Origin of the sequence: Streptomyces sp. NPDC048290 (genome assembly GCF_040652095.1) — a bacterium.
Classification (GTDB): Bacteria; Actinomycetota; Actinomycetes; order Streptomycetales; family Streptomycetaceae; genus Streptomyces.
This window is the reverse complement of the sequence record NZ_JBEZLM010000001.1, coordinates 325,180-349,202: the sequence shown is the minus strand read 5'-3', so window position 1 is coordinate 349,202 and position 24,023 is coordinate 325,180. Positions and strand designations below refer to the sequence as shown.

Genomic DNA, 24,023 nt, shown 5'->3' with positions numbered 1-24,023 from the left:
GTCATCCCGCCGTTCCACTGCCCGCTCCACACAGAACCGGTGGAACCGCCTCGGCGCCGCCTTCGGGGATGCCGATGACCTCGACCGTCACCCCTCGTGCCGCCAGTGCCTTCGCGGTCTGGGCGATGGTGATCTGGGAGAAGCCGAACACGGAGTCCGGGGTCAGGCTCGCGCGGTTCTTGAGCAGCATGGCGAGGACGATCCGCCGGGGTGTGTAGTCGTCGGGGAGCAGCCGGGTGCCGTGACTCAGCCTGGCCACTCGCGCGGCGAACTCCTCGCGGACCTGGGCGGACTCCTGGAGCAGTTCCACCGCCACCCTGGCCTGGCTGAACAAGTGACTCAGCGGACCGGAACCGCCGGCGCGCTTGACCAGGACCAGGGTGTCGTCGGGTGCGAGCAGGTCGCAGATCTCGACCTGGTCCCGGGGCCGGAGGGGGTTGGTGACGTTCTTGGTGTCGAGGCAGAGCCAGGGGGGCCGACCGGCGGCCCGCCCGCTGTTGTACTCGTCGGCCACCCTGTTGTTGTAGGCGTTCTCCGACTCGCCGTCCCTCCAGGAGGGAAGGGAGAGGGAGGGTGAGGGGGAGAACAGCGCGCCCACCGTGGCCCGGCACTCCTCGACATAGGCGGCCCCGGCCTCGTACCACTCGCCGTCCAGCAGGAAGAACCGCCGGGAGCCGAGGGACACGCCTGTCTCCAGCCAGGTCAGCGCGCTGGTGACGGCGAGTGTGTCGGCGGCTCCTCTCCCGCGGTCCCTGGCCAGGGTCACCGTTCCGTCGCGCAGCGCCTTCACGCGGTGGCCGGGCGGGGCGAGCCGGGCGCGGGTGAGCACATATCCGAGGTCGAAGTCGTCGGAGCGCAGGGCCCCGTTGTCGCTGTTGATCCGGGTGATGTACAGGGTGGCCTCGGTGGCGGCCGGGTGGTGTTCGGAGGGGACGCAGACGGAGACGCTGCCGTCGTGGGGCCGGCCGAGACGGTCGTCCAGGGCCGCGCCGAGGGTGTCGAGAGTCGGCGGGTCGCCGACCGGGACGATGTGGTCGATGAACTCCAGCTGCTGGTGGGGGATGTCCTCGCGGCAGATCCTCGCGATGGTCCGCAGATCGGAGAGCAGGGCCGTGGGCTCGACTCCGAGGGCGATCCTCAGCCCGCACCCGCCCTGGGCGCTCACGGCCTTGCCGAGGCTGTGCCGCGACCGGGTGAGCGGCACGCTGTCGAGGTATCCGCCCAGGCTGCGCACGATCCGCGAGTGGTCGCGGATTCCCAGGAGAGGGACCGGAGCGCCGCCGGGAACCAGGGAGATGTCCGTGCGTGCCTGCCCGAGAGAGCGCGACACGGCTTCGCGGATCAGCTCGGGGTCCATCTGCCGGATGGCGAACGAGAGCCCGAAACGCTTGTCCTTGAGGTGGTCGGGGATCAGCCGGTAGCCCTGGTCGCAGCCGATGGCGTACACCGTGCCGTCGACGGCGAGCAGCAGGAGGGCGGCGGTGCGGCGGACGCTCTCGCTGACCGTGATGCCGGTGGTGCGGGACATGGGCTCGCACCACGGAGCCTCGGCGCGTTCCATTCCGCAGGTGAGGTACACAGCGGGGACCCCGAGTGCCTCCGGCAGATGCGGATCGACACCGAGGCTGTCCAGCAGTGCGGGGTCGAGGGCGTCCAGCATGGCCTCCGTGGTGGGGGCGACGCTCGACAGCCGGTAAACGGTGCGTACTTCGGTGTGGGAGGGCATGGCACGGCTCCGTGGGCCGGACTGGAAGGGGGTACACAGAGTAGAGTGACATCTGCGTGTGTACGGTGTCAACGGATTCCACTCTAGAACAGGGGTTCCGGTCCGTGTACGGTGGGGCTATGACGGACAATTCCGCTCCCTCGGTCGGCCCGCTGGTCACCGGCGCCGAGATCGCCCGGCTGGCCGGAGTCACCCGTGCCGCTGTCTCCAATTGGCGTCGGCGCTATGACGACTTCCCCGCGCCGGCCGCAGGTGCCGCGAACAGTCCGCTCTACGCGCTCACGGAGGTCCAGGAGTGGCTGGACAGCCAGCGCAAGGGCCAAGAGGTGTCACCCGAGGTCGAGCTGTGGCAGGCCCTGCGGGCCGTGTACGGGGAGCAGATGGTCTCGGGTCTGGCGCGGATCGCCGCGGCACTGGCCGACCAGAAGGGACCGGGACTGCCGGACGACATCGCCGCCCGGGTACAGGCGCTCGCTCGCACCGGATCGTCCGTCGATCTGGTGAACGGGCTCACCGAGCGGTTCATGGACTCCGCGCGGCGGGCCGGGTCCGACCAGGTGACCCCGGAGCGCGTGGTGCGAGCCGTGCGCCACTTCGCCCCCGAACTGCCCTCCGGGGCCACGGTCTTCGATCCCGCCTGCGGAATCGGAGTGCTCCTGCTGTCCGTCGCCTCCACCGGGACGCGTTGCCGCGGCCAGGAGGTGGATGACGACAGCGCTCGCTTCGCGCAGCTCCGCGCCGATCTCCTCGGCCGCTCCGGCGTGCACATCGTGGCGGGCGATTCCCTGCGCGCGGACGCGTGGCAGGACCTCAAGGCGGACCTGGTCGTCTGCGACCCCCCGGCCGGGGTCACCGAATGGGGGCGGGAGGAGCTGCTGCTCGACTCCCGCTGGGACCTCGGCACCCCGTCCAAGGCCGAGGGGGAACTCGCCTGGCTCCAGCACGCCTACGCCCACACCGCGCCCGGCGGCCATGTCCTCATGGTCATGCCGGCCTCGGTCGCCTACCGCAAGGCAGGCCGCCGTATCCGGGCGGAACTCGTGCGCCGGGGCATCCTGCGCCAAGTCACCGCACTGCCACCGGGCACGGCCACCTCGCACGCGCTGCCCGTCCATCTGTGGTGTCTGCGGCGCCCCGAGAACACGGACGGACCGGACGCGCACCACACCGTGCGCATGGTCGACCTGACGGACAACGCCCCCGACGGGGATCTGGAACCACGCTCCGACCAGGTCGCCGACGTACCGCTCATCGAGTTCCTCGACGACACCGTCGACCTGACACCCGGGAGCCGCCTCCGTTCCCGGCACCGCGACTACCCCGGTGAGTACACCGCCCTGCGCGAGGAACTGGAGGACCAGATCCGTCGACTCGCCGCCCTGCTGCCCGGACTCGCGACCGGCGATGGGCCCGGCTCGCTGGACGGCGCCACCACCAGCGTCGCGGATCTGGCCCGCGCCGGGCTGGTCGCGTACGACGGCCCGGAGCCCGTGTCGGCCAGCGAACAGCTCGACACGGACTATCTGCGAGGGTTCCTGCGCAGCTCCGCCAACGCCCGCAGATCCACCAGCGCCAGCGGGACCTACCGCTTCGACGGCAGGGGCTCACGCATCCCTCGGATGGGCATCGACGACCAGCGCCGGTACGGCTCCGCCTTCCGTGCCCTGTCCGCGTTCGAGGAGGGTATGCGCAAGGTGGACGAGCTGAGCCGGCAGCTCGCCGAGGTCGCCCGTGACGGTCTGGCCACGGGAGCCCTGGCACCGGAGGAATGAGCCGGGCCGCCGGTCAGGTCACGGGCGGGAGGAAGGGGCTGGCGGTCCCGCTCCATGACACCTTCAGGGTCTCCCGGGCGCGGGTGCAGGCGACGAAGAGCAGACAGCGCTCACGGAGCAGGTCGGCGTCATGCTGGAGCGGGTCCGCCTCACGCGGTGTGATCTCACGGGCGAACGGGACGGTGCCCTCGGCGACACCGAGCACCGACACCGCCCGGAACTCCAGCCCCTTCATCGCGTGCATCGTCGCCAGCCGCACTCCCTCGGCCCCCTGGGCGATCTGCCCTTTGACCCGCAGCACCGGAATCCCGGCGGCCCTCAGTTTCTCCTCGGCCGCGTCCAGGGCGAGGTTGAAGCGCGCGCACACACCTATCTCATGCGGCGCGAAACCCTGGGCGACCAGGGCACGGACCCGCTCCACCAGGGCCTCCGTCTCCTCCTGCCGGGTGGCGTATCCCCGCACCCGGGGACGGCTGCCGTGGAGCAGGGAGCGGTACCCGGCCAGTGAGTCCGTCCCCTCGCCCGCGAGCGCGTCGACGGTGACGGGCGCGAGGAGGCGGGCCGACCACAGCAGGATCTCCTCCGTGGAGCGGTAGTTGACCCGCAACCGGAAGCTGCGCCCGGCCGAGACGATACCCAGCGAGGCCAGCGACACCCGGGAGTCGTAGATCCGCTGATGAGGGTCACCGGTGAGGAAAAGATCGTCGGGGCCGGGAGAGACGGCGGCACGCAGCACCCGCCACTGCGCGGGATGCAGATCCTGCGCCTCGTCCACGACGACATGGGCGTACGGAGCCGGCCCGGTGCCGTCGGCGAGGAGTTCCGCCGCACGGGCGCAGACGCCCAGATGCGTGGTCGCGCCGCGGTCGCGCAGCAACTGCTCGAAGCGCTCCACGCCCCGCCACACCTCCCGGCGCCGCGCCGGACCGAGACCGGTGCCGCGGCCACGGCGGCTCGCACCGAGGTAGGCGTCGAGATCGCGGAGATTCTGGCCGAGGACGACATGCCGGTACTCCTGGGACAGGAACTGGGCGCTGAACGGCAGGTCGAGCTGCTTGACCGCCCGCTCCCACAGCTGCCGTTGCTCCCGGTCCCCGATCGGCTTCGGGCCGGTCGCCGAGCGCGCCCGCACCACGGCGTTCGCGTAGGCGTCGACCGTGGTCACCTCCACCCGCGCCAGCGACTTCTCGTCGTCGTCCAGCAGCAGACCGAGCATCTCGCGCAGTCCGGCGGCGAGCGCGTTGGTGTACGTGGTGAGCAGGACGCGGCTGTCCTCGGAGCGGTCGAGCAGATGCTTGACCCGGTGCAGGGAGGCCACCGTCTTGCCGGTGCCGGGTCCGCCGGTGACCTGGACGGGACCGCCGTACGAGGCGCGGTAGGCCACGCGCCGCTGGGAGGGATGCAGGAAGACCCGCCACGCCGCGAACGGCTTCCTCAGCATCTCCTCCAGTTCCCGTGGCCCGGTGACCAGCCGGATACGGGCGGAGGTGTTGGCGATCACCGTGGCCAGGTCCTCGACCGGCTCGGCGGGCGCGTCGACGGGGCGGCGCACGGCGACGACGTCCTGGTAGACCTCCTCCGGGCTGAAGCCCTCGGCGAGGTACTGGAGCACCTCCAGCTGATCCTCCGGCAGCAGCGTCGCGAAAGCCTCCAGTTGTGCCTTGTCCACCAGGGAACGCGCGGCGCGCAGCACCTGGTCGTCGATGCCCAGCTCGCGCAGGGTGCCGTCGGAGACGTCCGTGAACAGCAGGGTCGGAGCCGTGCGCGCGGCCGTCTCGTACAGCGGGGTCAGCTCGTCCAGGGCGACGGCGTTGCGCACCTCAAGACCGCGGGTCGCGGAGTTCGCGCTGTACAGACGTTTCGCCGCCCAGGTGTAGGCGTCGTCGTGCGGCAGGACATGGACCAGGAGAAAAAGGTCGCTGCCGTCGTCGGGGGCGAGGACCACACCACGCCAGAAGTCGGTGATGCGGATGGTGCGCATCCTCGGGTCGCGGGCGTGATGGACGGACTCCAGGTGCAGTCCCTTGTCCGCGTTCAGCTCGGCGGCGCTCATGGCCTGGAACTTCGCCATGGCCTTGCGGACTCCGGCCCGAACGGGCTTCTCCAAGGCGTCGTAGCCGTCCCAGAAGCTCTGGGCGAAGGCGAGCCGGGGCATCAGATCCCTGCCTTTCTGCCGGACGCGAGGCGTCCGGCGATCTCCCGGAAAGCGGTGAGGAGGTGGTGTGGTGCGCGGGAGAGGTCGAGGCTGTGCTGGTAGATCCGCGTCCCCCGTCCCTCCGGCCCCGCCGCCGTTCCCCGCACCTCGTGGAACCGCTCGGGCCGCCGTCCGGCGGCGTACACCAGGTGCGCCTCGGGCAGGCCCAGCACGGTGGCGTACGCCAGTGCCTGGTACAGATCGGCGTTGAGCAGTCCGTCGGCCCTCTCGACCTTGTACTTGGCGTCGACGACGGCGAGCGGAGTGCGGCCGTCACCGGTGCGGACGACCAGGTCGGGACGGAGGCCCACGAGACCCGCGACATCGAGGTGATGGGGGTCCTGGAGACGGGCGGTCAGCCCGTGCTCCCTGAGCGCCTCGCGCAGCGCGACGGTCACGAAATCCTCGAACAGCTTGTTCATGTCGAGCAGGAAGCCGTCCATGGCGAGCCGCTCGACCCCGGTCGGCCGGTGCTCCGGCGAGGTGCCCCGCAGAACGGCCTCGGCGAGCCGCAGCGCCGGCTGGTAGCGGGAGTTGAGGCGACTGGGCCGCCAACGCGGCAGCTCCTGCCCCGGTATCAGCGGCAGCGCGTCGGCCAGCCGTACGCGCTGATGGGCCAGGCGCCGCCGGACGGCACCGGGAACGCCCGGCAGCCGCAGCAGCCGTTCGGTGGCGGCGCGCAGGACGCGGTTCTCGGCGGTGTCGGCGGTGTAGGCGTCGTAGCCGATCTCCACCGGCGGTGTACGGCCGAAGTGCCGCCGGATCTGGTCGGCCTCGCGCAGCCTGCCGCGCACGACCAGCGCGGACTCCGCCACCTCCCGGTAGCCCTGGAGGACCCCCTGCCGCAGGGCCCGTTCGAGCTGCCGTTCCACGGCGTGCGCGAGTGCGGGGACGACATCGTCGTACGCGCCGGTGTCGACCGTGCCCTCCGCGCTGTCGCGCCAGGCGCGGGCCGGGTCGAGGCTGAACCCGAGGAGGAAGAACAGCCGGCTCACCGGGGTCTTGGGCATGATCCGTACGACCTGGCCGTCCGGCATCCGCACCGCGCCGACCCGGCTGCCCGCCCGCAGCAGCCAGTGCCCGTCCCGGCGGGGATCGGGGGTGGCGCTCTGGAGGATGCCGGAGGCGGCGAGCGCCCGCCCGGCCTCGGCGCCGAGCGGGACCGAGACGGCGGGCCCGTACTCGCGCAGCGACACCTCGGACACCGAGGCCGTCACGGTCACGGCCGCCGCTCGCGCAGCGCGTCGAGTCCGTAGCGGGCGGCGACGTCGAGACCCTCGCCGTAGTGGTGTTCCTCCAGCAGCGGCAGGATCTTCGTCCGCCACGTCCGGTCGAGACCGCCGTCACGGTACACACCCGGCTTCATCAGGTACGACGGTCCGATGGCGAAGTCGGCGTCCTCGATCCGGGCGTTGAGGGCGTCGAGCAGACGGGCGGGCTCCATGTCCCGGCCCTCGCGCTTCAGCCAGCGGGCGAGCAGGTTCGAGGTCGGTTCGGTGCGCGGAGACAGCTCCACGAACGCGAAGCGGCGCCGCATCGCCGCGTCCACGAGGGCGATCGACCGGTCGGCGGTGTTCATCGTGCCGATCACGAAGAGGTTGGGCGGCAGCGCGAAGTCGTCCCCGGAGTAGGTGAGCCGGACCGACCTCGTCCGGTACTCCAGCAGGAAGTACAGCTCGCCGAAGACCTTCGCCAGATTGGCCCGGTTGATCTCGTCGATGAGCAGGAAGTGCGGGATGTGCCGGTTGCCCTCGCGGGAGGCGAGATCCGCGAGTTCCCGCAGCGGGCCCGCCGTCAGCCGGAAGGCCACCTCCCGTGTCTCCGGGTCCTCCACGGGCCGGAACCCCTCGAAGAAGTCCTCATAGGCGTACGAGGGATGGAACTGCACGACCTTGACCTGCTCCGGACCGCCGCCGAAGTACTCGGCCAGCTTCAGCGCCAGATAGGTCTTGCCGGTGCCCGGTGGACCGTAGAGCACCAGCTGGCGTTCATCGAGCAGGAGTTCACGCGTCTCCCGCAGCCAGGCCGGGTCGTGGACGAGGAGATCGACGGCGAGTTCATCGGTGATCTCCGGCAGCGACAGCTCCCGTGGGACGGGCCGTTCGGCGGGCGGGTGCTCGCCGCCTTCCGCCGGTGCGCCCGGCTCGGTCGGTCCGGTGAGCCCGTCGAGCGCCTCCAGCACGCCGGTCAGATCGACGACGTCATGCTGAACCGACAGTTTCTGCTGCACTTCCTCCGGCAGTTCCTCGTACGCGTGGCTCTGCGGCAGCCAGGTGACGGTCCTGCGCAGATTCGACAGCCCGCCCGGCGACGAGGTCTGCAGGGCGTCCCCGGTGATCCGCCCGAGGTGCAGCCATCCGTCGCCGATGGTGGTGACGGTGTCGCCGACACGCATCTGCGTCAGGAACGCGTGCAGTTCGTCGACGAGAGCGCGCTTCTGGTGGTAGGAGGAGGCCCCCTCGTACCCGTCCTCCACGAAGCGGCGCAGGGTGCTCTTGGTCGGATCGCTCTCCTCCACAGGTGGCAGATGCGCCGCCGCGAGGGAGACGAAGCCCTCCTCCAGCCACAGCTGCCGCACCAGGTTGCGCCCCGACACATTGGAGCCACGCACCAGCCACGCCTTGCGCGGAGCACGCCACGCCGTGGACAGATAGTCGGCGAGCGGGTGTCCCTCCTCGGTGCGCCAGGACTCGGGGCCCGAGGCGTCATAGCCGTAGACGAGACCGGCGGCCGCCGAGGAGGAGTTGCACTCGATGTCCCGGGTCGTCACCCAGCGGCGCTCCGTCGGCGGCAGGTAGGGAGCGCCGGGAACGCCGGGCGCGTCGACGAGGCCGCCGCTCGCGCGCAGTTCCGCGCGGACGCGCCTGGTGTGCTTGCTGAGCCCCGGCGATGCCTCGGCGGCCACCAAGGACCCCTCCCGCAGCAGGAACTTGTGTGTGCCGTTGCCGCCGAACTCGGTGAGCAGACGCCCGTGCGCCTCGGCGCCCTTGGGGAGCTTGATGTGGAACTCGGGGGCGCTGGGGAGGAACTCGGGCTGGGGCACGGGTGACCTTCCGGAGAGAGCGAGGCCGACACGGACACTTCAGCCTACCTGTTGACGCTGTCAAGCGATCCAGTGATGCGTAAACACGGCTACCGGATCGCTCCTGCGGACCGCCACCGCTGGGACGGCGGGACGCTCGCCGTCGGCGAGCGGGGCGCTCACCTCCACGAACTGACTCCGGCCCTGCTCGACGAGGAGCCCGAGCCGTACGAACTGCGCGTCCCGCGCGTGTCTGGATGGCTTGGTGTGGATCTCGGGGGACCCGTGTGGGCAGCGGCTCAGGTGTTCCGAGGGCCGGGGAGCGGGCGGTCGATCTCGAATCGCCGGACGGGACTTCGGGGATGTGTCCCGTACGCCCTTCGCGTGCGCCGCGCCGAGGGGGCGTCGTGCGTGCGGTTCGTGGCCGGGGGCTGATGGGCTGATGGGCTGGTAGATCGTGGGTCAGCCTTTGTCGGCGTCTTCCTCGTCCTTCCCACGTCGTCGGCGTGTTCGCTCGGCGATCTCGCCGGCGAGTCTGCCCTTGACCGAACTGGCCCGGTCGAGCGTCTCACTGCCGAGGCTTCTGGCGGCATCGACGCCTCTCGCCCCTGTTTCGAGCGCCCTGTCCCTGGCTTCGAGGGCTGCCTCCAACCATCGTCTCGCCTCCTCGGACGGGCGGCCTGACTCGATCCCGAGGTGCCTATGGAAGTCATGGACACCAGCGGCGATTTGGTTGCTCGACTGGACCAGGGCCGGGGATTTTGCCGGGTGCAGGAGCACCTTCGCGTTGGCTGTGCCTACGGCCGTGTTCATGCGGGCCAGCAGGCGTTCGGTGCTGTGTGAGATGAGATCCAGTCGGTCCCTTCGGACGGCCCGCAGTCCGAGACGATGGTTGTCCAGTTCGTCGGGAGTCGCGTCCAGGACTCGGTCCAGTTCGAGGACGGCGAACGCGTCATGCAGTTGGAAACAGCGGGCCAGAACGGCGAGCCACTCCTGAACCGCGGGTGCGGCCCCGCCGACCGCCGTCGCGAGATCGCCGACCTTGGTCTCGCGCTCCAGGTTGTCCGCCACGCGGTCGAGCCGGCTCAGCGCGTACGCCTGGGTCACCGCGATCGCCGTCGGTGCGTTCTGCACCTTCGACCAGGTGATCTCGGAGACCCGGCCCACCTGCTCCCGGATCGTCATGGCCTCGTCGATCGTGAGACCCACTCCGATCATGTTGGCCAGTGCGGCGTCCTTCTGGGCGTGGAGCACGTCGTCGACCTTCTTGTCGATCGCGACGAGGTAGGTGGTGATCTCCCCCATGGCCTGCTGCATCGCCACCTGCGCCATCAGGGCCGCCGCGTTGGCGAGCACCGCCGGGTTGCTCAGAAACGACCGGGGTGACTGGGCGAACTCGAGGAATCCCTTGGCCTGGCCCTTCGGTCCTTTCAGCACGCCGGTGCTACAGCCCGTCTTCCGGCTCTTCCTCAGCCCGTACTTCTTGTAGAGGTGCGCCGACTCCGGGGTCAGCCTCACCCAGCGGGCGGAGTGGGCGGACACCTCCGAAGCGGCTTGTGCGACGGTGGCCCCGAAACCGAGAAGGGACTTGAGCTGTGGCAGGTGGAGGTCTTTCGACGGCACCTTCTCCGGGGCGAGGAGGTGTTCGATCTCCGCCTCGTCGCCGATGAGCAGCAGGCCCTCGTCGTCGCTGATCACATGAATCTCGGTGTCCATCGCCCGCTCCTGATGTGGCTTCTTGTCCGGTGGAGGTGGGGGAGTTTCTGGGAGGCGCGTCTCAGTCGTGGCGGGGGCCCTGGCCGGGGGGCGGGGTGAGGGTGGAGCGGTAGGTGCCGGATTCGCCCTCGGTGAGCGGGGTCTCCAGGGTGAGACCGGCGGCGGCCATGCGGTCGTATTCGGCGAGGATCAGGTTTTTGGTGCGGTACTCGCCGTGGGCCTTGATGTCGTTGTCGCGGGTGACGTTGAAGGTGTCCAGGATGTAGGCGGTGTCGTCACGGGTGATGCCGTAGAGGTGGAAGAAGAGGGCGTCCAGTTCGGCGCGGATCAGGGCGCGGCGGTCGGGGTCCCAGCGGAAGGGGAGGGCGGGGTCGCCTTGGTCGCGGGCGAAGGGGGTCATGTCGTAGGAGGTGTAGGTGAGTTCGAGAAGGCGGGGGGTGATGAAGGGGGCGTGGGGGGCGAGTGTTTGGGGGGTGGGGACCGGCAGCTGGTGTACATAGCCGAAGGTGAGATGGGTGCCGCCGATCTTCTGACGGACGGCGTAGTCGCAGGCCATGGAGGAGAACACCGCGCTGAGGAGTGGTGCGTGTGCGGTGGTGGCGGGGAATGCCAGCGGGAAGGGGTGTCCGAAGCCATGAGCAGGGGCGATGGAGCAGATCATGGTGCGCTCATCGCTTGCGCGGCAGATGTCACGCCAGCCCATCAGCCACTCCCGGTCCCACCCCCGGGCTCTCAGGCGGCTGAGGACTCCCGGCGCCTTGATTTCCTGACCGGATTTGTCGATCTCACCGGTCGGGGTGTCCTGCTCAGAGACCCAGTAGCGAGGTAGGGGGACGGCCGTGGGGTCCTGATGCTGCTCCACGGTGAAGCGCGGGAGCGTGCCGACGGCGAGCTGCTTCTCCGTCGCGTTCTCGTACGTGGAGAACCGGTGGTCATAGTGGTGGAGCATCTTCGCCTCGTACAGCGGGAGCAGACGCTCCTCGCCGCGTACGAGCACGTTGCCGTCGAGGGACCAGCCGGTCTTGATCAGGTCCTCGAAGGTCTCGTCGTCCCGTGCGGAGGGACGGAACAGGTGGGAGTCGTTCGACATGTGGAACATGGTCATGAACGAGATGCCCCACGGGTTCCCGCCCGCCGACTTCGTCTCGTCGATCAGAACCGGTACACGACGGTAGATCCCGAGCGTGATCTCGGCGTCACGGCGGTTCCGGAAGACGGGGCATGTGCCGGTGTTCGGGTTGAGGAGCTGGATGTCGCGGCCGGTCAGGGGATAGGAGCGCTCCGGGATCTGCTCGGTCTGGCGGACCCGGAAGGCGATGGAGATCGGCTCGTCGGGAGAGCCGGAGCCCGTCATGCAGAGCAGGGCGAAGTTCACGCGGTGATCGACTCCAGGAAAGATCTTCTCCTCGTTCTCGAAGCCGTACAGCGCGACAAGATGCCCCTTGGTGACCAAGTCCTTGAAAAAGAACTGCGTCGTCGCATCCGTAGCAATCCCCGTAGGCACAATCACGCCGGTCCGTCCCCGCGGCCCCGTCAGCGTGCGGTCCGTCTCCGTGAAGACGGCGTATGTGTTGATGTCGCCCCGTCCCGTCAGAGGGAAGCGGACACTGACCCGCAGGAAGTGACTCTCGCCCTCCGCGCGGCGCTTGGCCGCCTCGAACTCGGTGTACAGGCGCGCCCCATCGGGATCGTCACGGAGTTCGGCGATCAGCCGCTTCCGCGCGGCGGCGTTCTTGGCCTCGGCGATACGCGGGTCCCGCTGAGCGAAGAACTCCTGTTCCTGGAGCTTCACCCGCTCCCACGGCGGATTCCCCACCACCGCGTCGAACCCCCCGGCCCACCCCGTCCCCCGCTGAACCCCGACCCCCGACTCGGGAACGGAGAAGACCTCCGGGAACTCCAGGTGCCAGTGGAAGAAGCTGTACTGATCCCGCAGCCGCAGCACCGCCTCATGTGTGCCGTCCGGCACCACGGACTGGTCACGCCCCCGCAGGGCCCGGAACACCTGGTCCGTCGGTGCCTCTGGCGCCCCCTCATGCTTGGGCCACACGAACGCGGCACACCACGCGTCGGCGGCATGGAGGTCCTGCACATACGCGGCCGACTCCACGTACACCTGGTAGGCGGACTCCTGCGCCCGCACCTGCTCCAGCGATTCCGCGGGCGCCGCGGTGATCCGCGCCAGTTCGGCGGCGTAACGCTCATTGCCGGGCAACGCGTCCGCCTCGAACAGCAGCTCGTCCTGCCCGCCCCGCTGCGCCTTGTTCCGCTTGACGAGTCCCGCCGCGTACTTCCGGTCGTCCCCCTCGATCGGCTTGAAGGCGTCGTCCGGGACGCCGTCGGCCAGGAGTTTCGGCGTCGCGCCGATCAAGCCGTTCCCCTGCTTCACATGGGCGTCCAGGAACCCCAGCGGCTTCCCCGGCTCCATGGCCTCGATCCACAACGAGACCTTGGCCAGCTCCACGGCCATCGGATTGAGGTCGACCCCGTAGATGCACCGCGCGACGACCTCGTGCAACGCGTGCCGCATCGCGTCGACCGTCGGCTCGGGGTTCCGCTCCCGGACCGACGCCACCCGCTTGGCGATCCGGCGGGCCGAGGCCACCAGGAAGTGGCCGGACCCGCAGGCGGGGTCGCACACGGTGAGCGACAGCAGTTCGTCGACGATGTCGTCGCCCGGGTCGGGACGGCCGGCCTCGGTGGCCCGCTGCTCACCCCGCTTGACGGCGTCGTCGATCACCGGGTCGAGCGTCGTGTCCAGCAGGCATTCGATCAGGGAGGACGGGGTGTAGTAGCTCCCCGTCGTCTTACGGCTGTTCCCCGCCACCTCGATCAGCTCGAAGCTGCGGTCCGTCGCCGAGTGCTTGGGCTCCAGCTCCAGCAGGGACTCGTACACCGAGCCCAGCTCCTCGGCGTCCAGATGCCGGTAGTCGACGGCCCGCCAGCGCCGCGCGCCCGGGTCACGCACCTGGGCGAGGTGACGTACCGCGGTGAGCAGCGACTCGTTGGAGAGCCTCAGCCCCTCCAGCGGCTCGTCGGCCCGCTGGTGGGAGAACAGGCCGCCAAGCCCCGGCAGGCCCAGCTCAGGCCGCCCGCCCTCGGTGCCGAGCGCACCGAGAACGATCCGCAGCGCCTCGTACTGATCACCATGGGCCGTGCCCTGACGGCGCCGCGCCCGCTCCCGCAGCCGGGCCGAGGAGAAGTACCGCTCGTACGCCTCCCGCCGCCGTTCACCGGCCGAGGGATCGAGCAGCGCGCCTCGGTCCTCGGCGACGAACACGAACAGCAGCCGGTACACCAGACGGAGCAACGCGTCCCGCAGTGCCTTCGGGTCGGTGTCCTCCCGCAGCCGGGTGTTGTCCGGGTGCCGCAGAAAGCCCGTACCGAGCACGGTCAGGGCGTGCTGCACCCCCAGCCGCAGCTGGTCAAGGGCCCGCGCCCCCGACGTGACGGCCTCCGCACGCCACTTCTCCAGCCAGCACCCCGAAGGCGCGGCGCCCTCCGCGACCGTGAAGCGGGACGCGTGCAGCAGGCTGTACAGCAGCACGAACTCGCTGAACAGCTCGCCGTCGAACAGCGCCTCCAGGTCGAACTCGACATACGCGGCCGTGGAGAAGGACGACGAGTCCCGCAGCAGACGCAGCCGGCGGCCGTTGGTGAGGACCGCCCACAGATGGGCCTCGGTGCGGTTGAGGCAGTCCTGGAGCATCGACTGCGCCGGGACGTGTCCGGCCGCCGGACGCTTGTCCAGCTCCTGGTTCCACGGCACGAGATGGACGAGTGCCGGGCCGTGCCGGTGCGAGACGGGGAACCGCTTCTCCGCGTCCGCGTCGGCCGGGACGCCCCCCGCCCCGACCTCGGTCAGCGCGCCGAAGTCCAGCTTGCGGAACAGCTGCGCGAGCCAGTCCGTCCCCGCCCGGCCCGTCGGGTCGGCGGCGGGCGCACCCGTGTTCGGGTCCGAGGGCAGCGCGGCCCGCAGATCACGCCAGAGCGGCTTGAGGTACTCCCAGGCGCGCTCGGCCTCGTCACGCACCGGCACGGACGCGGGCAGGCCGTAGTCGCCGGGCTTCGTGCCCGGCAGGTTCCGCGCCTCGGCGATACGCAGCAGCATGTCGGACGGGAGCAGACCGCCGACCGTGGTGACGGCGGTGAAGGCCAGGGCGGTGCGGGTGGCGGCGGACATCAGGCTTCGGCTCCGGTGGCGGTGGGAACGGACTGCTGCGGCAGATAGACGTACACGCCGAGGACGTCGGCCGGCTCCTGCGGTACGACCTTCAGACCGCGGACGATCTCCTCGTTGGCCTTGCGGACCCGGCGGTGCGAGGCGTCGAGTTCACCGGCCAGACGCGTGCCGTACGCGGTGAGGTGCGCGGACAGGTCCGGCAGGCCGTCCAGGGCGCGGGCGATCTGGTTGCGGGCGAGCTGCTCATGGGTGTTGGCGGCGGCGCGGGCCCCCAGGAGCGCCGCGGCGGCGTCGTCGTCCAGCCATCGGGCCCGCGCTGGCATCCCCTCGTAGGCGAGCAGCCGGGCGTCCTCCGCGACCAGCTGCCGCTCGCCGGTGCGGGACGGCAGGGTGAGGTGGAACCGGTAGCGGACCAGCAGGAGCGTGGTGCGGATGCCGACGGCGTCCGTCGTCACGACACCGCAGCGGCGGGCCGGGCGCGGACCCGGCGTGTTCGCGTCCAGCGCGGAGTCCAGGACGTACGAGGCGAGGGCGCCGATCGACGGGTCGGTACGGACGAGCGCGGCCTCACCCCGGGCGATCGCCGGTGTCGTACGGAACGGGATCTCCCGGTCCTCCTCGATCAGCCGGCCGCCGAGGGTCGCGGCGAGCGCGTCACGCAGTCCGGCGGGGGCGCCTCCGGGCTGCGCGGTGAAGTCGCCGCTGCCGTCGCGGGGGTCGCGGACCAGCGCGTCCAGATCGCGCAGCGCCTCCAGGGCGAAACCGCGCACCTCGTCGGCGCCGCCGAGCGCGGCCCGTACGGCGGCGACCTCACGGGCCACCTCCTCCGGGTGGATGCTGCGCTGGGCGTACTTGGACCGGGAGGTCTTCTCCCGCTCGGCGGCCGAGGACCACTCGCGCTCGATCCGGTCGAAGGACTCCTGGTGGCCGTCCACATCGAACAGGCTCTCCTGGCTGCCCTGCCGCCCGTGCAGCAGCAGCCACTCCACGACCGCGTCGGTGACTCCGGAAGCGGTCTCGTCGGGCACGGAGACGGAGATGCCCAGGTCCTTCTTGATCTGCCGGTGCTTCTGGAACAGCACCTCGAGGACCTTGCCGTCGATGCCGTTGTCCTCGCCGAACATGGTGATGACCCGGACCTGGTCGCGCTTCTGGCCGTACCGGTCGACACGGCCCTCGCGCTGGTCGTGGCGGGTGGGGTTCCACGCGAGGTCGTAGTGGACGACGGCGTCGAAGTGGTGCTGGAGGTTGACGCCCTCGGAGAGACAGTCCGTGGCGATCAGCACACGGCGGGCGGCGGGGTCACCGGCCTCATCGGCGGACTCGGCGGACTCCGCGGACTCGGTGGCGAGCTGCTCGATGCGCTCAAGACGCTGCTGCGGGGAGAGGGTGCCGGTCACCGCGGCGATCTTCGTCTTCTTGCCGAGCCTGCCCTCCAACTGGGCGGCCAGATACTCGGCGGTGGGGATGTAACGGCAGAAGACGATCGGGTGGTAGCCGTCGGAGACCAGGCCCTTCAGATGACGGGTGAGCGCCTTCAGTTTCGCGTCCTCGGCGGGTCCCACCAACCGCTCGGCCCGCTGGGACAGTTCGAGCAGCCGCGCACCCGCCTCCTCCGACTCGGCGGCGCCCGGCGCGACATCCATCCCCTCCAGCCGGTCGTTGTCGGCGGAGTCGGCCGCCACCGGGGAGCCCAGCGCGTCCGCCTCCTGCGCGGTGCGGGCGGTGGCGGACTCCGAACGCGTTTTCAGGGTCTGAGCGGCAGCCGCCGGTGAGGAGACCATCGAGCGCAGCAGCGCGATCACCGACCACCAGGCGATCCGGGCCTCCCGCTTGCCCTGCTCCCCGGCGGCGGTGACGCGGTCCCGCGCATAGGCGATGGCGTCGTCGAGCAGCGCCCGGTAGGCGGGGCTCAGCTTGTACGGCTCGTCCTTGGTCCAGCGGTCGGACGGGAAAGCGGTCCGCTCGGCCAGGGAGTCATCGGCGAGACCGTCCTCCCTGGTGAGGTAGGTGCGGACGTCGGCGCGCTTACGGGCCACGAAGTGCTCGGCGAGCCTCTCCCGCCCCGCCCTGGACTCCAGGTCCAGCGTGGCGAGTTCGGGCCGCACCAGCCCGAGCAGATTGCGGAACGCGGACTCCTTGCCGGAGTGCGGGGTCGCGGTCAGCAGCAGCAGATGGCGGTCGGCGTCGGCGGAGACCCTGCGCAACAGCTCGTAGCGGAGCTGGTTCGCGGCGGACGGCTTGGCGCCCTGCGCGGTGTCGTCGGCCGCCACACAGGAGTGGGCCTCGTCGACGATCACCAGGTCCGGGCAGTTGCGGACGAAGTCCTCGCGGTGCCGGGTCGACTTGATGAAGTCCGTCGAGATGATCGTGTACGGGTGCTTGTCGAACAGGGACTGACCCAGCTCCAGGCCGCGCTCCAGGCGTGACACCGTGGAGGCGAGGACCAGTTCGGCGTCGAGGGAGAACTTCTCCCGCAGCTCGCCCTGCCACTGCTCCGCCAGGGCCGGGGAGCAGAGCACGGCCAGCCGGGTCGCCTCGCCCTGTGCCAGCAGCTCCTTGGCGATCAGACCCGCCTCGACGGTCTTGCCGATGCCCACGTCGTCCGAGATCAGCAGCCGTACGGTGCGCTGCCGCAGCGCCATCAGCAGCGGGACCAGCTGGTAGGCCCGGGGCTCCACGGCGATCGACGCCAGCGAGCGGAACGGCCCCGCGCCCGACCGGAACCCGATGCGCAGCGCGGTGCGCAGCAGACCGGCGGCGCGCTGGTCGCCGAGGTCGGCCGGGCTCGGCGCGGCGAACTCGGCGGGCCGCACCTCCTCGAAGGCCGGGAACACGGCCGCGATGTCGTCCTCGCTCCCGCCCAGTGGGCGCAGCACCAGCATGTCGGGGACGCTCTCGGGCAGCACCACCCATTCCCGGCCACGGGCGGCGACCAGGGAGCCGGTTGTGTACATGAGGCTCATGAGATGTCTCGGTTCCTAGCGGTCGGGGAGAGACTGGGGGTCAGCGGAGGTGGAAGTAGGCCGCGTTGAGGTCCGCGAGGGCGTCCCAGTCCGCGTCCACCGGGAAACGCAGAACATCCCAGCCGGCCTCCTCCAGGCGGTATCCGGCCTCGATGTCACGTGTGGTGTCGGCGGGATGGCCGGGGATGTCGACGAACACGGCGAGGTTGGCGCCGTCGAGGCGGAAGACGAGGTCCGGACAGGCGCCGGCCTCCGGGACGAGGACCTTCACCTCGTCCGGCAGCCGGTAGCCCTTCGCCCGCAGCCAGCCGAGCAGATCACCCTGGGCGACCAGGGCCGCGAGGTCCGCCTCCACGGGGGTCGTCGGCTCCGCCGGGGCCAGCCTGCGGAACTGCTCGCTGCGGGACTCGCCCCGGTCCTCCCGCTCGGTACGGGACGCGGCCAGCCGCTCCAGCAGCGGGCGGGCGCTGTGCCGGCTCAGCTGGCGGTGGTGCGTCTGGTTGGCGTAGGTGAGCAGACAGGCGTAGCAGCCGCGGGCGCACTTCCCGCCTCCCTCAGGTCCGCCGTCGTCCTCGCCGGTGTCCGGGTCGAAGTGGCAGATCTCCAGGGCGGTTCTGGCCGCCTTGGCGAGAGCGTCCCTCTCGTGCTGGATGCGGCGCAGCACACCGGCGCCGCCCTCGGCTGCCTCCGTGAACAACATGCGGCGGCGCGGGCCGCTGTCGGGCGGCAGCAGCTCCGCGGTCAGTTCGGAGTCCTCCAGCTCGAACGCCGCCTCGATGCCCCGCTCCAGCGCGTACAGGAACGACCACGCCACCGGCTCGGGCAGGGGCTCCTCCAAGGTGACCACGAGGATGTTGCGGCGGTCCTCCACGAAGGGCAGCACCCGCTTCTTGCGGCGCTTCTCGTTGCCGTCGTCGTCCACCACCGGCATTCCGGTGCCCTCGATGGCGTCCGCGGCGGCCCGGTCGTTGAGCCAGCGGCCGTCACCCAGGTCCAGCCAGTAGCCGTCCGGCTCGTTCTCCTTGTCGCGGACACGGCCGAGGTTGGTGATCCGCACGGTCGCCGAGTCGCCGTAGTCCACATCGAGGACGGGTGCGCCGCCGGCGTCGGCGACATGCGAGGTGAGACGTCCCCTGCGGGCACCGTGGTCCTGGAAGGCGTACGAGGTCTCCAGCCGGAAACCGGCGCGGCGGCGCTCCTCCTCGTCGGAGGAGATCCGCTCGCGGGGTGTGGTGTACACGGTGTGGAGGTGGAGCAGACCGGTGCGCTTGCCGCGCAGTTCCGCACCGCACAGCGAGCAGGTGTCGGAGCCGGGCTTGACGGCGTAGTGGTATCCGCAGCCGTCGCAGCGCCTGGCCTCCGCCGTCGCCAGCTCGCCCGAGGCGTCGGGCGGCAGCTGTACCCGGGTGACCTGGTAGCGGGCGCCCTCGTGGTAGATGAGCGCGCCGGGACCGAACTCGCGGATCGCGAGGAAGCGGGGGCGTTGCAGATAGTCGCCGTCGGCGTTGCGGCGGTTGCCGGAGCGCGGGATGTACGCGGCCAGCGGCAGCCGCGGGAAGCTGTAGCCCGGCAGGAACCCCTCGGACGCCAGATAGCGGTACGGATTGAAGTCGCTCATCACCGACTTGCTGTCGGTGGAGCGGTTCAGCAGCAGGTTCGTCTGGGTCTCGGCCTCCCTGCGGCGCGAGCGCGCGCGGCTCTGCTCGCCCTGCGTGAGAGTGTGGTCGACGACCCGCTTGTTCTGCTCGTACTGGTCGATGACGGCCGCCCGGAACAGCTGGCGCCATCGGTCGAAGGCGTCGTCGAACTCCTGCGGGGCGCGCTCGATCCGGTCCTCGATCCACTCGTCGTACCACCAGGTGGTCGACTCGAAGTCCGCGATCAGCGGAGCGAGGACGGCACGGGCGGTGGCGGCGGCGCGGCTGCGGGCGTCCTCGTCCAGGGACCGGCTGACGATCTCGGAGCGCAGCGGCAGCGGCATCAGCGGATCGGGGCGGTCCTCACCGTCCGGGTCGTAGGCGACATCGACGACCTCCGGGATCGCGGTGCCGAGCTTCATCCCGGTCTCCGCCAGCCAGATGCCCTGGAGGTGCGAGCGGACCAGATCCTCGTTGGCCAGATCGAGGCGCGGCGGGGCCACCTGACCCGACACCATGTCCCGCGAGCGGCGGAAGTAGTACTGGTCGTGGCTGTTGCCCGTCGCACAGTACGTCGTCACCAGCGCGGGCTGACCGGAACGGCCCGCCCGGCCCGAGCGCTGCGCGTAGTTCGCCGGCGTCGGCGGCACATTGCGCATCAGCACGGCGTTGAGCGAGGAGATGTCCACGCCCAGCTCCATCGTCGGAGAGCAGTACAGCAGAGGCAGTCGGGCCTCCCGGAACTGCTCCTCGCGCTCCAGCCGGTCCTCCGGGAGGACCTGGGCCGTGTGCTCCCGCGCGAAGATTCCCGCCAGCTCGGCGGCGGCGGTCCGGTACAGGTCGCGGAAGAACGGGTTGACGCGCGGACCCTCGCCGCTGCTGTAGGTACGCGCGAGCGGGTCGACCGCACCGCGTTCACCGGTCCCGGCCCGCCAGATGAGGTGGGCGGCGGAGACCCGGTAGCCGGTGCGCTTCTGCGCGGCCCGGCGCCGGTAGGCGGGACCGGACTGCTCGGGGGTCGCGTCCACCTCGCGCACCAGATCGGCGTCCCGCAGCACCGTGAGCAGATCCTCGATGACGGACTGGAGGTCGTCCAGGGTCACGGACGCCGCACGCAGCTCGGGCATGTTCCGCCGCAGATACTTGCCGAACTTGCCACGGGCCGACAGGAACAGCGCGGAGCGCTCCATACCCGGTCGCGATCCGTACGGATAGGCGGTCCCGACCGTCGGCCGGTCGCTCTCGCTCAGTACCCACGCGCCGGTCAGCCGCTCCTCGCTCGCCCGCTGGAGGGTGTCGAAGTCGTCGCGGAAGTACTGCACATCGATCGCGAGGGCCCGCCGCATGAAGTCGAGCAGCGTACGGGCGATCTCCTCACGCAGGGCCGGATCGGCGTCGCGCAGCACGGCGTGCGCGGACTGCCAGCGGTCATGGCGGGCGGCGAGCCAGGCCAGATCCTCGTAGTCGATCCGCAGCAGTCCCGTCTGCTCCAGGTTCGGCATCGTGATACGCCAGCCGCGCTCCAGGTCGCGGTAGAGGCGGTACCCGACGACGTCCCGGAAGGCCTTCACGGCACGGCGTTCCATGGCCGGGGTCAGGTCCGCGACATCCGTGTACGCGCCGGGCGCCAGCCCCATCACCGCGGTGACGGCCTCGGCCAGGCCGTCGTGGTTCAGGCCCTCTTCACCGGCCCGCACCGCGGCCTGGTAGAGGGCGCCACGCAACTGGGTCACCTGGGCGAAGTCATTGAAGTGCCCCGCCTGGAGCGAGGCGTCCTGCCGGTTGTCGACGAAGGTGAGGAGCTTGCGCGCCTCCTTGCCCAGGCTCTCCTCCGGCACCGCGCGCAGCGACTTCACGATGGAGGCGGAGATCAGCGAGGTCGCCGAGGAACGCCCCTCCTGGTCCAGGGTGGCCAGCTTGGCGAAGTCCCGGCCGCGGGTCTGCTCGTAGGAGACCTGGCAGTGCACACAGAACAGAAAGGGCGCGGGCACGAACGCCGCCACGAGCCCCTCGCCCGACTCGTTCCCGTGGGCGTCCACGACGACACGCTTGGGCACCCGGGGCCGGTAGGACTTCCTGACGACCGTGACGCCCTGCGCGTCCGGCTCCAGCCATGACTCCGGCAACCGCCGGTCGTCCACGGCCTTCTGCGGATCGGCCGGCCACTCGTAGTCCTCGCCGGGCATACCCAGGTACAGATAGCCCTCGCCCGCGCGTCCCCCGGAGGCGGAGGTGTCCCGGCGCGGCTCGTACCGGAACACCCCGCCGTCCTCGGTGCGCCACACGGTCAGGTACTCCTGGCCGCACTCACGGCAGAACGCCAGCGGGAACAGCGGCTTGCCGTCGCTGTCCGGCTGCTCCAGCTGGTAGGTACGGGTCAGCGGCCGGGTGAGCGGATTCTCCAGCGTCGTATAGACGGTGTCGCCCTTGGAGAGGAACTGGTGCAGCCGGAACGCGAACAACGGCCGCTCCGTCACCGGATGCTTGGCCTGCGCCCCTGCCTCCAGGGTCGTCCGGATCGCCTCGCGCACGGTCTCCTCGGGCACCCCGGACGGGCCGGCCAGGTCAGCCGCGGCCTTCTCGACCGTCCCCGGGGCACAGCGGCGCAGCGGCCCCGTGCCGTTCTCGCGTTCCAGACCGAACCGCGACTCCACCCAGCGGGCCAGCGGGTCCTTCGTCAGTGCCTCGTACGAGCGCGGCGCCGCCGGTACCCGCAGCCGCTCGGCCGGTACGGTCTCGGGCGCCTCCTCCGTCGCCCGGACCAGGGTCTCTCCGATGACCCGCTTCGGCAGCACCGTCGTACCGAACAGGCGTCCGGCGACCCTGGCCACCTCACGCCGCTGTTCCTCCCAGGAGCCCTCGGTGGACATGGTCGCCGAGGTGCCGACGCACTGGAGCGTCGCGGACGCCCGGCACGCCTCCCGCACCCGGCGGATCAGGAACGCCACGTCCGCGCCCTGACGGCCCCGGTAGGTGTGCAGCTCGTCGAAGACGAGGAACTGGAGCCCCTCGGCCATCCGGATCAGGCTCGACCGGTCGTCCGGCCGGGTCAGCATCAGCTCCAGCATCACGTAGTTGGTCAGCAGGATGTCCGGCGGGTTCTTGCGCATCTCCTGGCGCTCGTCGGGGGACTCCTGACCGGTGTACCGGGCGAAGGTGACCGGCTCGCGGCCCTTCCCGAAACCGTGCCGCAGATACTTCTCCAGCTCGCCCAGCTGCGAGTTGGCCAGCGCGTTCATCGGATAGACGACGATCGCGCGCACCCGGCCACCCGCGTCCGGCCCCGCCGCCTGCCGCTCCTTCAGCACGTGGTTCACGATCGGGACGATGTACGCCAGCGACTTGCCGGAACCGGTGCCCGTGGTGAGGACATAGGAGTCACCCGCCCGCGCGGCCTCGATCGCCTGCCGCTGGTGGAGGTGGAAGGTCAGCGGCCGGCCGTCCGGGCGCACCGCGGTGTCCCGCTTGCCCGCCTGGAAGATCTCGGCACACCTGGGGTGCAGCACCCCGTCCCGCACGAGGTCGGTGACCTGGCCGCCGTCGGCGAAGAACGGGTTGAGCGACAGCCAGGGGTCGGGCCACTGCGACTTCGCGGCCAGGTCGTCCTCGACGAAGCCGTCGATACGGGCGTCCCGGATCACCGTGGCGCTCTTGGTGAAGTTCTCGTACTCGCTGATCAGGTCGGCGTGGATGCCGAAGACGTCCATCGTCTCGGGCAGTCGCGGCCGTCGGCGCGGCACGGGCGCGGGGGCGGCCGGGGAAGGCTGGGGGAGCAGGGCGCGCAGTCGTGCCACCGGGTCCATCGCCAGCCAGTGCGGAGCCAGCAGGGCGGCCGTGTCGTCCGGCGCGAGAGCGAGCGGGATCAGCGCCTCACGGACCAGGGCGGCGTTGTCGGGCCGGAGTTCGGCGTCCTTCTCCAGAAGGCGGTCCACCAGCCGGACCAGCTCGGCGGGCAGATCCGGGCGGACCAGCGTGAGACGTGGCGGCTGCTCGTGCTGGTGCTGTTCGGACAGCTCGTAGGGGGTTCTGGCGGAGAACGGAGGCCGCCCTATCAGCAGCTCGTACAGGATGCAGCCGAGCGCGTAGAGGTCGGCCGACGCGGAGACCCGCTCGGCGCGGAACTGCTCGGGCGCCATATAGCGGGCCGTGCCGACACTGACGCCGGTGCTGGTCAGACGGGTCTGGTCGGGGTCGTCGACGACCGACCCCATGCCGAAGTCGAGGACCTTGACCGTGCCGTCTCGGGTCAGCATCGCGTTGGCCGGCTTCAGATCGCGGTGGACGACCCCGGCGGTGTGGGCGGCGGCGAGACCGGCGGAGAGCTGCGCCCCGATGGCGGCGACCCAGGAGACCGGCGCCTGAGGCTCCTCGTCGATCAGGTCCGCGAGCGGATGCCCGTCCAGCAACTCCATGGCCAGATAGGGCAGACCGCTGCCGCCCGGTGCCTCGTCCACACCACCGTCGATCAGCAGGGTGAGGTTCGGGTGGCCCTGGGAGAGCATCCGCATGATCCGCACCTCGCGGCGGAACCGGTCGATCTCCGTTCCGGCTCCCGAGGTGTCGACGGCGAGCCCGGTCCGGCTGCGCAGCACCGTCTTGACGGCGACTTCTCGGTGCGGGGAGTCCGGGGCCGCCTGGAGGTCGTCGGCACGGTGCACCTCGCCCATGTTCCCGCGGCCCAGTACCCCCGTGATCCGGAACCGTCCGGCGACCGTCTCCTGGCCCACTGGCCCTCCCCGTTCTCACCCGTCGCACACAAGGTGGGTACATTCCGTAGGGAGCGTATACCTTCACCCTGTTGACGAGC

9 protein-coding genes are annotated in these 24,023 nt (G+C 70.7%); 1 reads left to right on the top strand and 8 read right to left on the bottom strand.

Going from position 1 to position 24,023, the window contains the following annotated elements; genetic code table 11:
- Position 1 precedes the first annotated feature (1 nt).
- Positions 2-1,726, bottom strand: a complete 1,725-nt coding sequence (locus AB0D49_RS01210; protein WP_362748713.1) for a TIGR04141 family sporadically distributed protein — start codon at positions 1,724-1,726, stop codon at positions 2-4.
- A 119-nt stretch (positions 1,727-1,845) separates the two neighbouring features.
- On the opposite strand from AB0D49_RS01210, the gene AB0D49_RS01205 reads away from it, so the two are divergent.
- Complete coding sequence (locus AB0D49_RS01205; protein ID WP_362748710.1) at positions 1,846-3,498, top strand: N-6 DNA methylase; 1,653 nt, start codon at positions 1,846-1,848, stop codon at positions 3,496-3,498.
- Positions 3,499-3,511: 13 nt separating this feature from the next.
- On the opposite strand, the gene AB0D49_RS01200 is transcribed toward AB0D49_RS01205, so the two are convergent.
- The 7 genes from AB0D49_RS01200 to AB0D49_RS01170 all read right to left on the bottom strand — a co-directional run bounded on the left by AB0D49_RS01200 (position 3,512) and on the right by AB0D49_RS01170 (position 23,943).
- Entirely contained in the window at positions 3,512-5,653 is a 2,142-nt protein-coding gene (locus tag AB0D49_RS01200; RefSeq protein WP_362748707.1) for a UvrD-helicase domain-containing protein, read from the bottom strand.
- The gene (locus AB0D49_RS01195; protein ID WP_362748704.1) at positions 5,653-6,915 is read right to left on the bottom strand and encodes a restriction endonuclease; all 1,263 of its coding nucleotides are present in this window, start codon (positions 6,913-6,915) and stop codon (positions 5,653-5,655) included. Before AB0D49_RS01195 ends, AB0D49_RS01200 begins: the two co-directional genes overlap by 1 nt.
- A complete protein-coding gene (locus AB0D49_RS01190) occupies positions 6,912-8,735 on the bottom strand; it encodes a DUF4357 domain-containing protein (RefSeq protein ID WP_362748702.1) in 1,824 nt (607 codons plus the stop codon). Before AB0D49_RS01190 ends, AB0D49_RS01195 begins: the two co-directional genes overlap by 4 nt.
- Positions 8,736-9,176: 441 nt before the next feature.
- The gene (locus AB0D49_RS01185; protein ID WP_362748699.1) at positions 9,177-10,430 is read right to left on the bottom strand and encodes a hypothetical protein; all 1,254 of its coding nucleotides are present in this window, start codon (positions 10,428-10,430) and stop codon (positions 9,177-9,179) included.
- A gap of 61 nt (positions 10,431-10,491) precedes the next feature.
- Complete coding sequence (locus AB0D49_RS01180) at positions 10,492-14,613, bottom strand: DNA methyltransferase (RefSeq protein WP_362748695.1); 4,122 nt, start codon at positions 14,611-14,613, stop codon at positions 10,492-10,494.
- Positions 14,613-17,579, bottom strand: coding sequence for a DEAD/DEAH box helicase (locus AB0D49_RS01175; protein WP_362748692.1), 2,967 nt, complete (start codon positions 17,577-17,579; stop codon positions 14,613-14,615). The genes AB0D49_RS01180 and AB0D49_RS01175 overlap by 1 nt, the downstream gene beginning before the upstream one ends.
- 40 nt (positions 17,580-17,619) lie before the next feature.
- Positions 17,620-23,943, bottom strand: coding sequence for a protein kinase (locus tag AB0D49_RS01170; RefSeq protein ID WP_362748689.1), 6,324 nt, complete (start codon positions 23,941-23,943; stop codon positions 17,620-17,622).
- Positions 23,944-24,023: the final 80 nt, after the last annotated feature.

Excerpts from the sequence above, each read along its gene's own strand:
- AB0D49_RS01200 (WP_362748707.1), bottom strand. The coding sequence starts at position 5,653 with ATGCCCCGGCTCGCCTTCGCCCAGAGCTTCTGGGACGGCTACGACGCC.
- AB0D49_RS01185 (WP_362748699.1), bottom strand. The coding sequence starts at position 10,430 with ATGGACACCGAGATTCATGTGATCAGCGACGACGAGGGCCTGCTGCTC.
- AB0D49_RS01205 (WP_362748710.1), top strand. The coding sequence starts at position 1,846 with ATGACGGACAATTCCGCTCCCTCGGTCGGCCCGCTGGTCACCGGCGCC.
- AB0D49_RS01175 (WP_362748692.1), bottom strand. The coding sequence starts at position 17,579 with ATGAGCCTCATGTACACAACCGGCTCCCTGGTCGCCGCCCGTGGCCGG.
- AB0D49_RS01210 (WP_362748713.1), bottom strand. The coding sequence starts at position 1,726 with ATGCCCTCCCACACCGAAGTACGCACCGTTTACCGGCTGTCGAGCGTC.
- AB0D49_RS01180 (WP_362748695.1), bottom strand. The coding sequence starts at position 14,613 with ATGTCCGCCGCCACCCGCACCGCCCTGGCCTTCACCGCCGTCACCACG.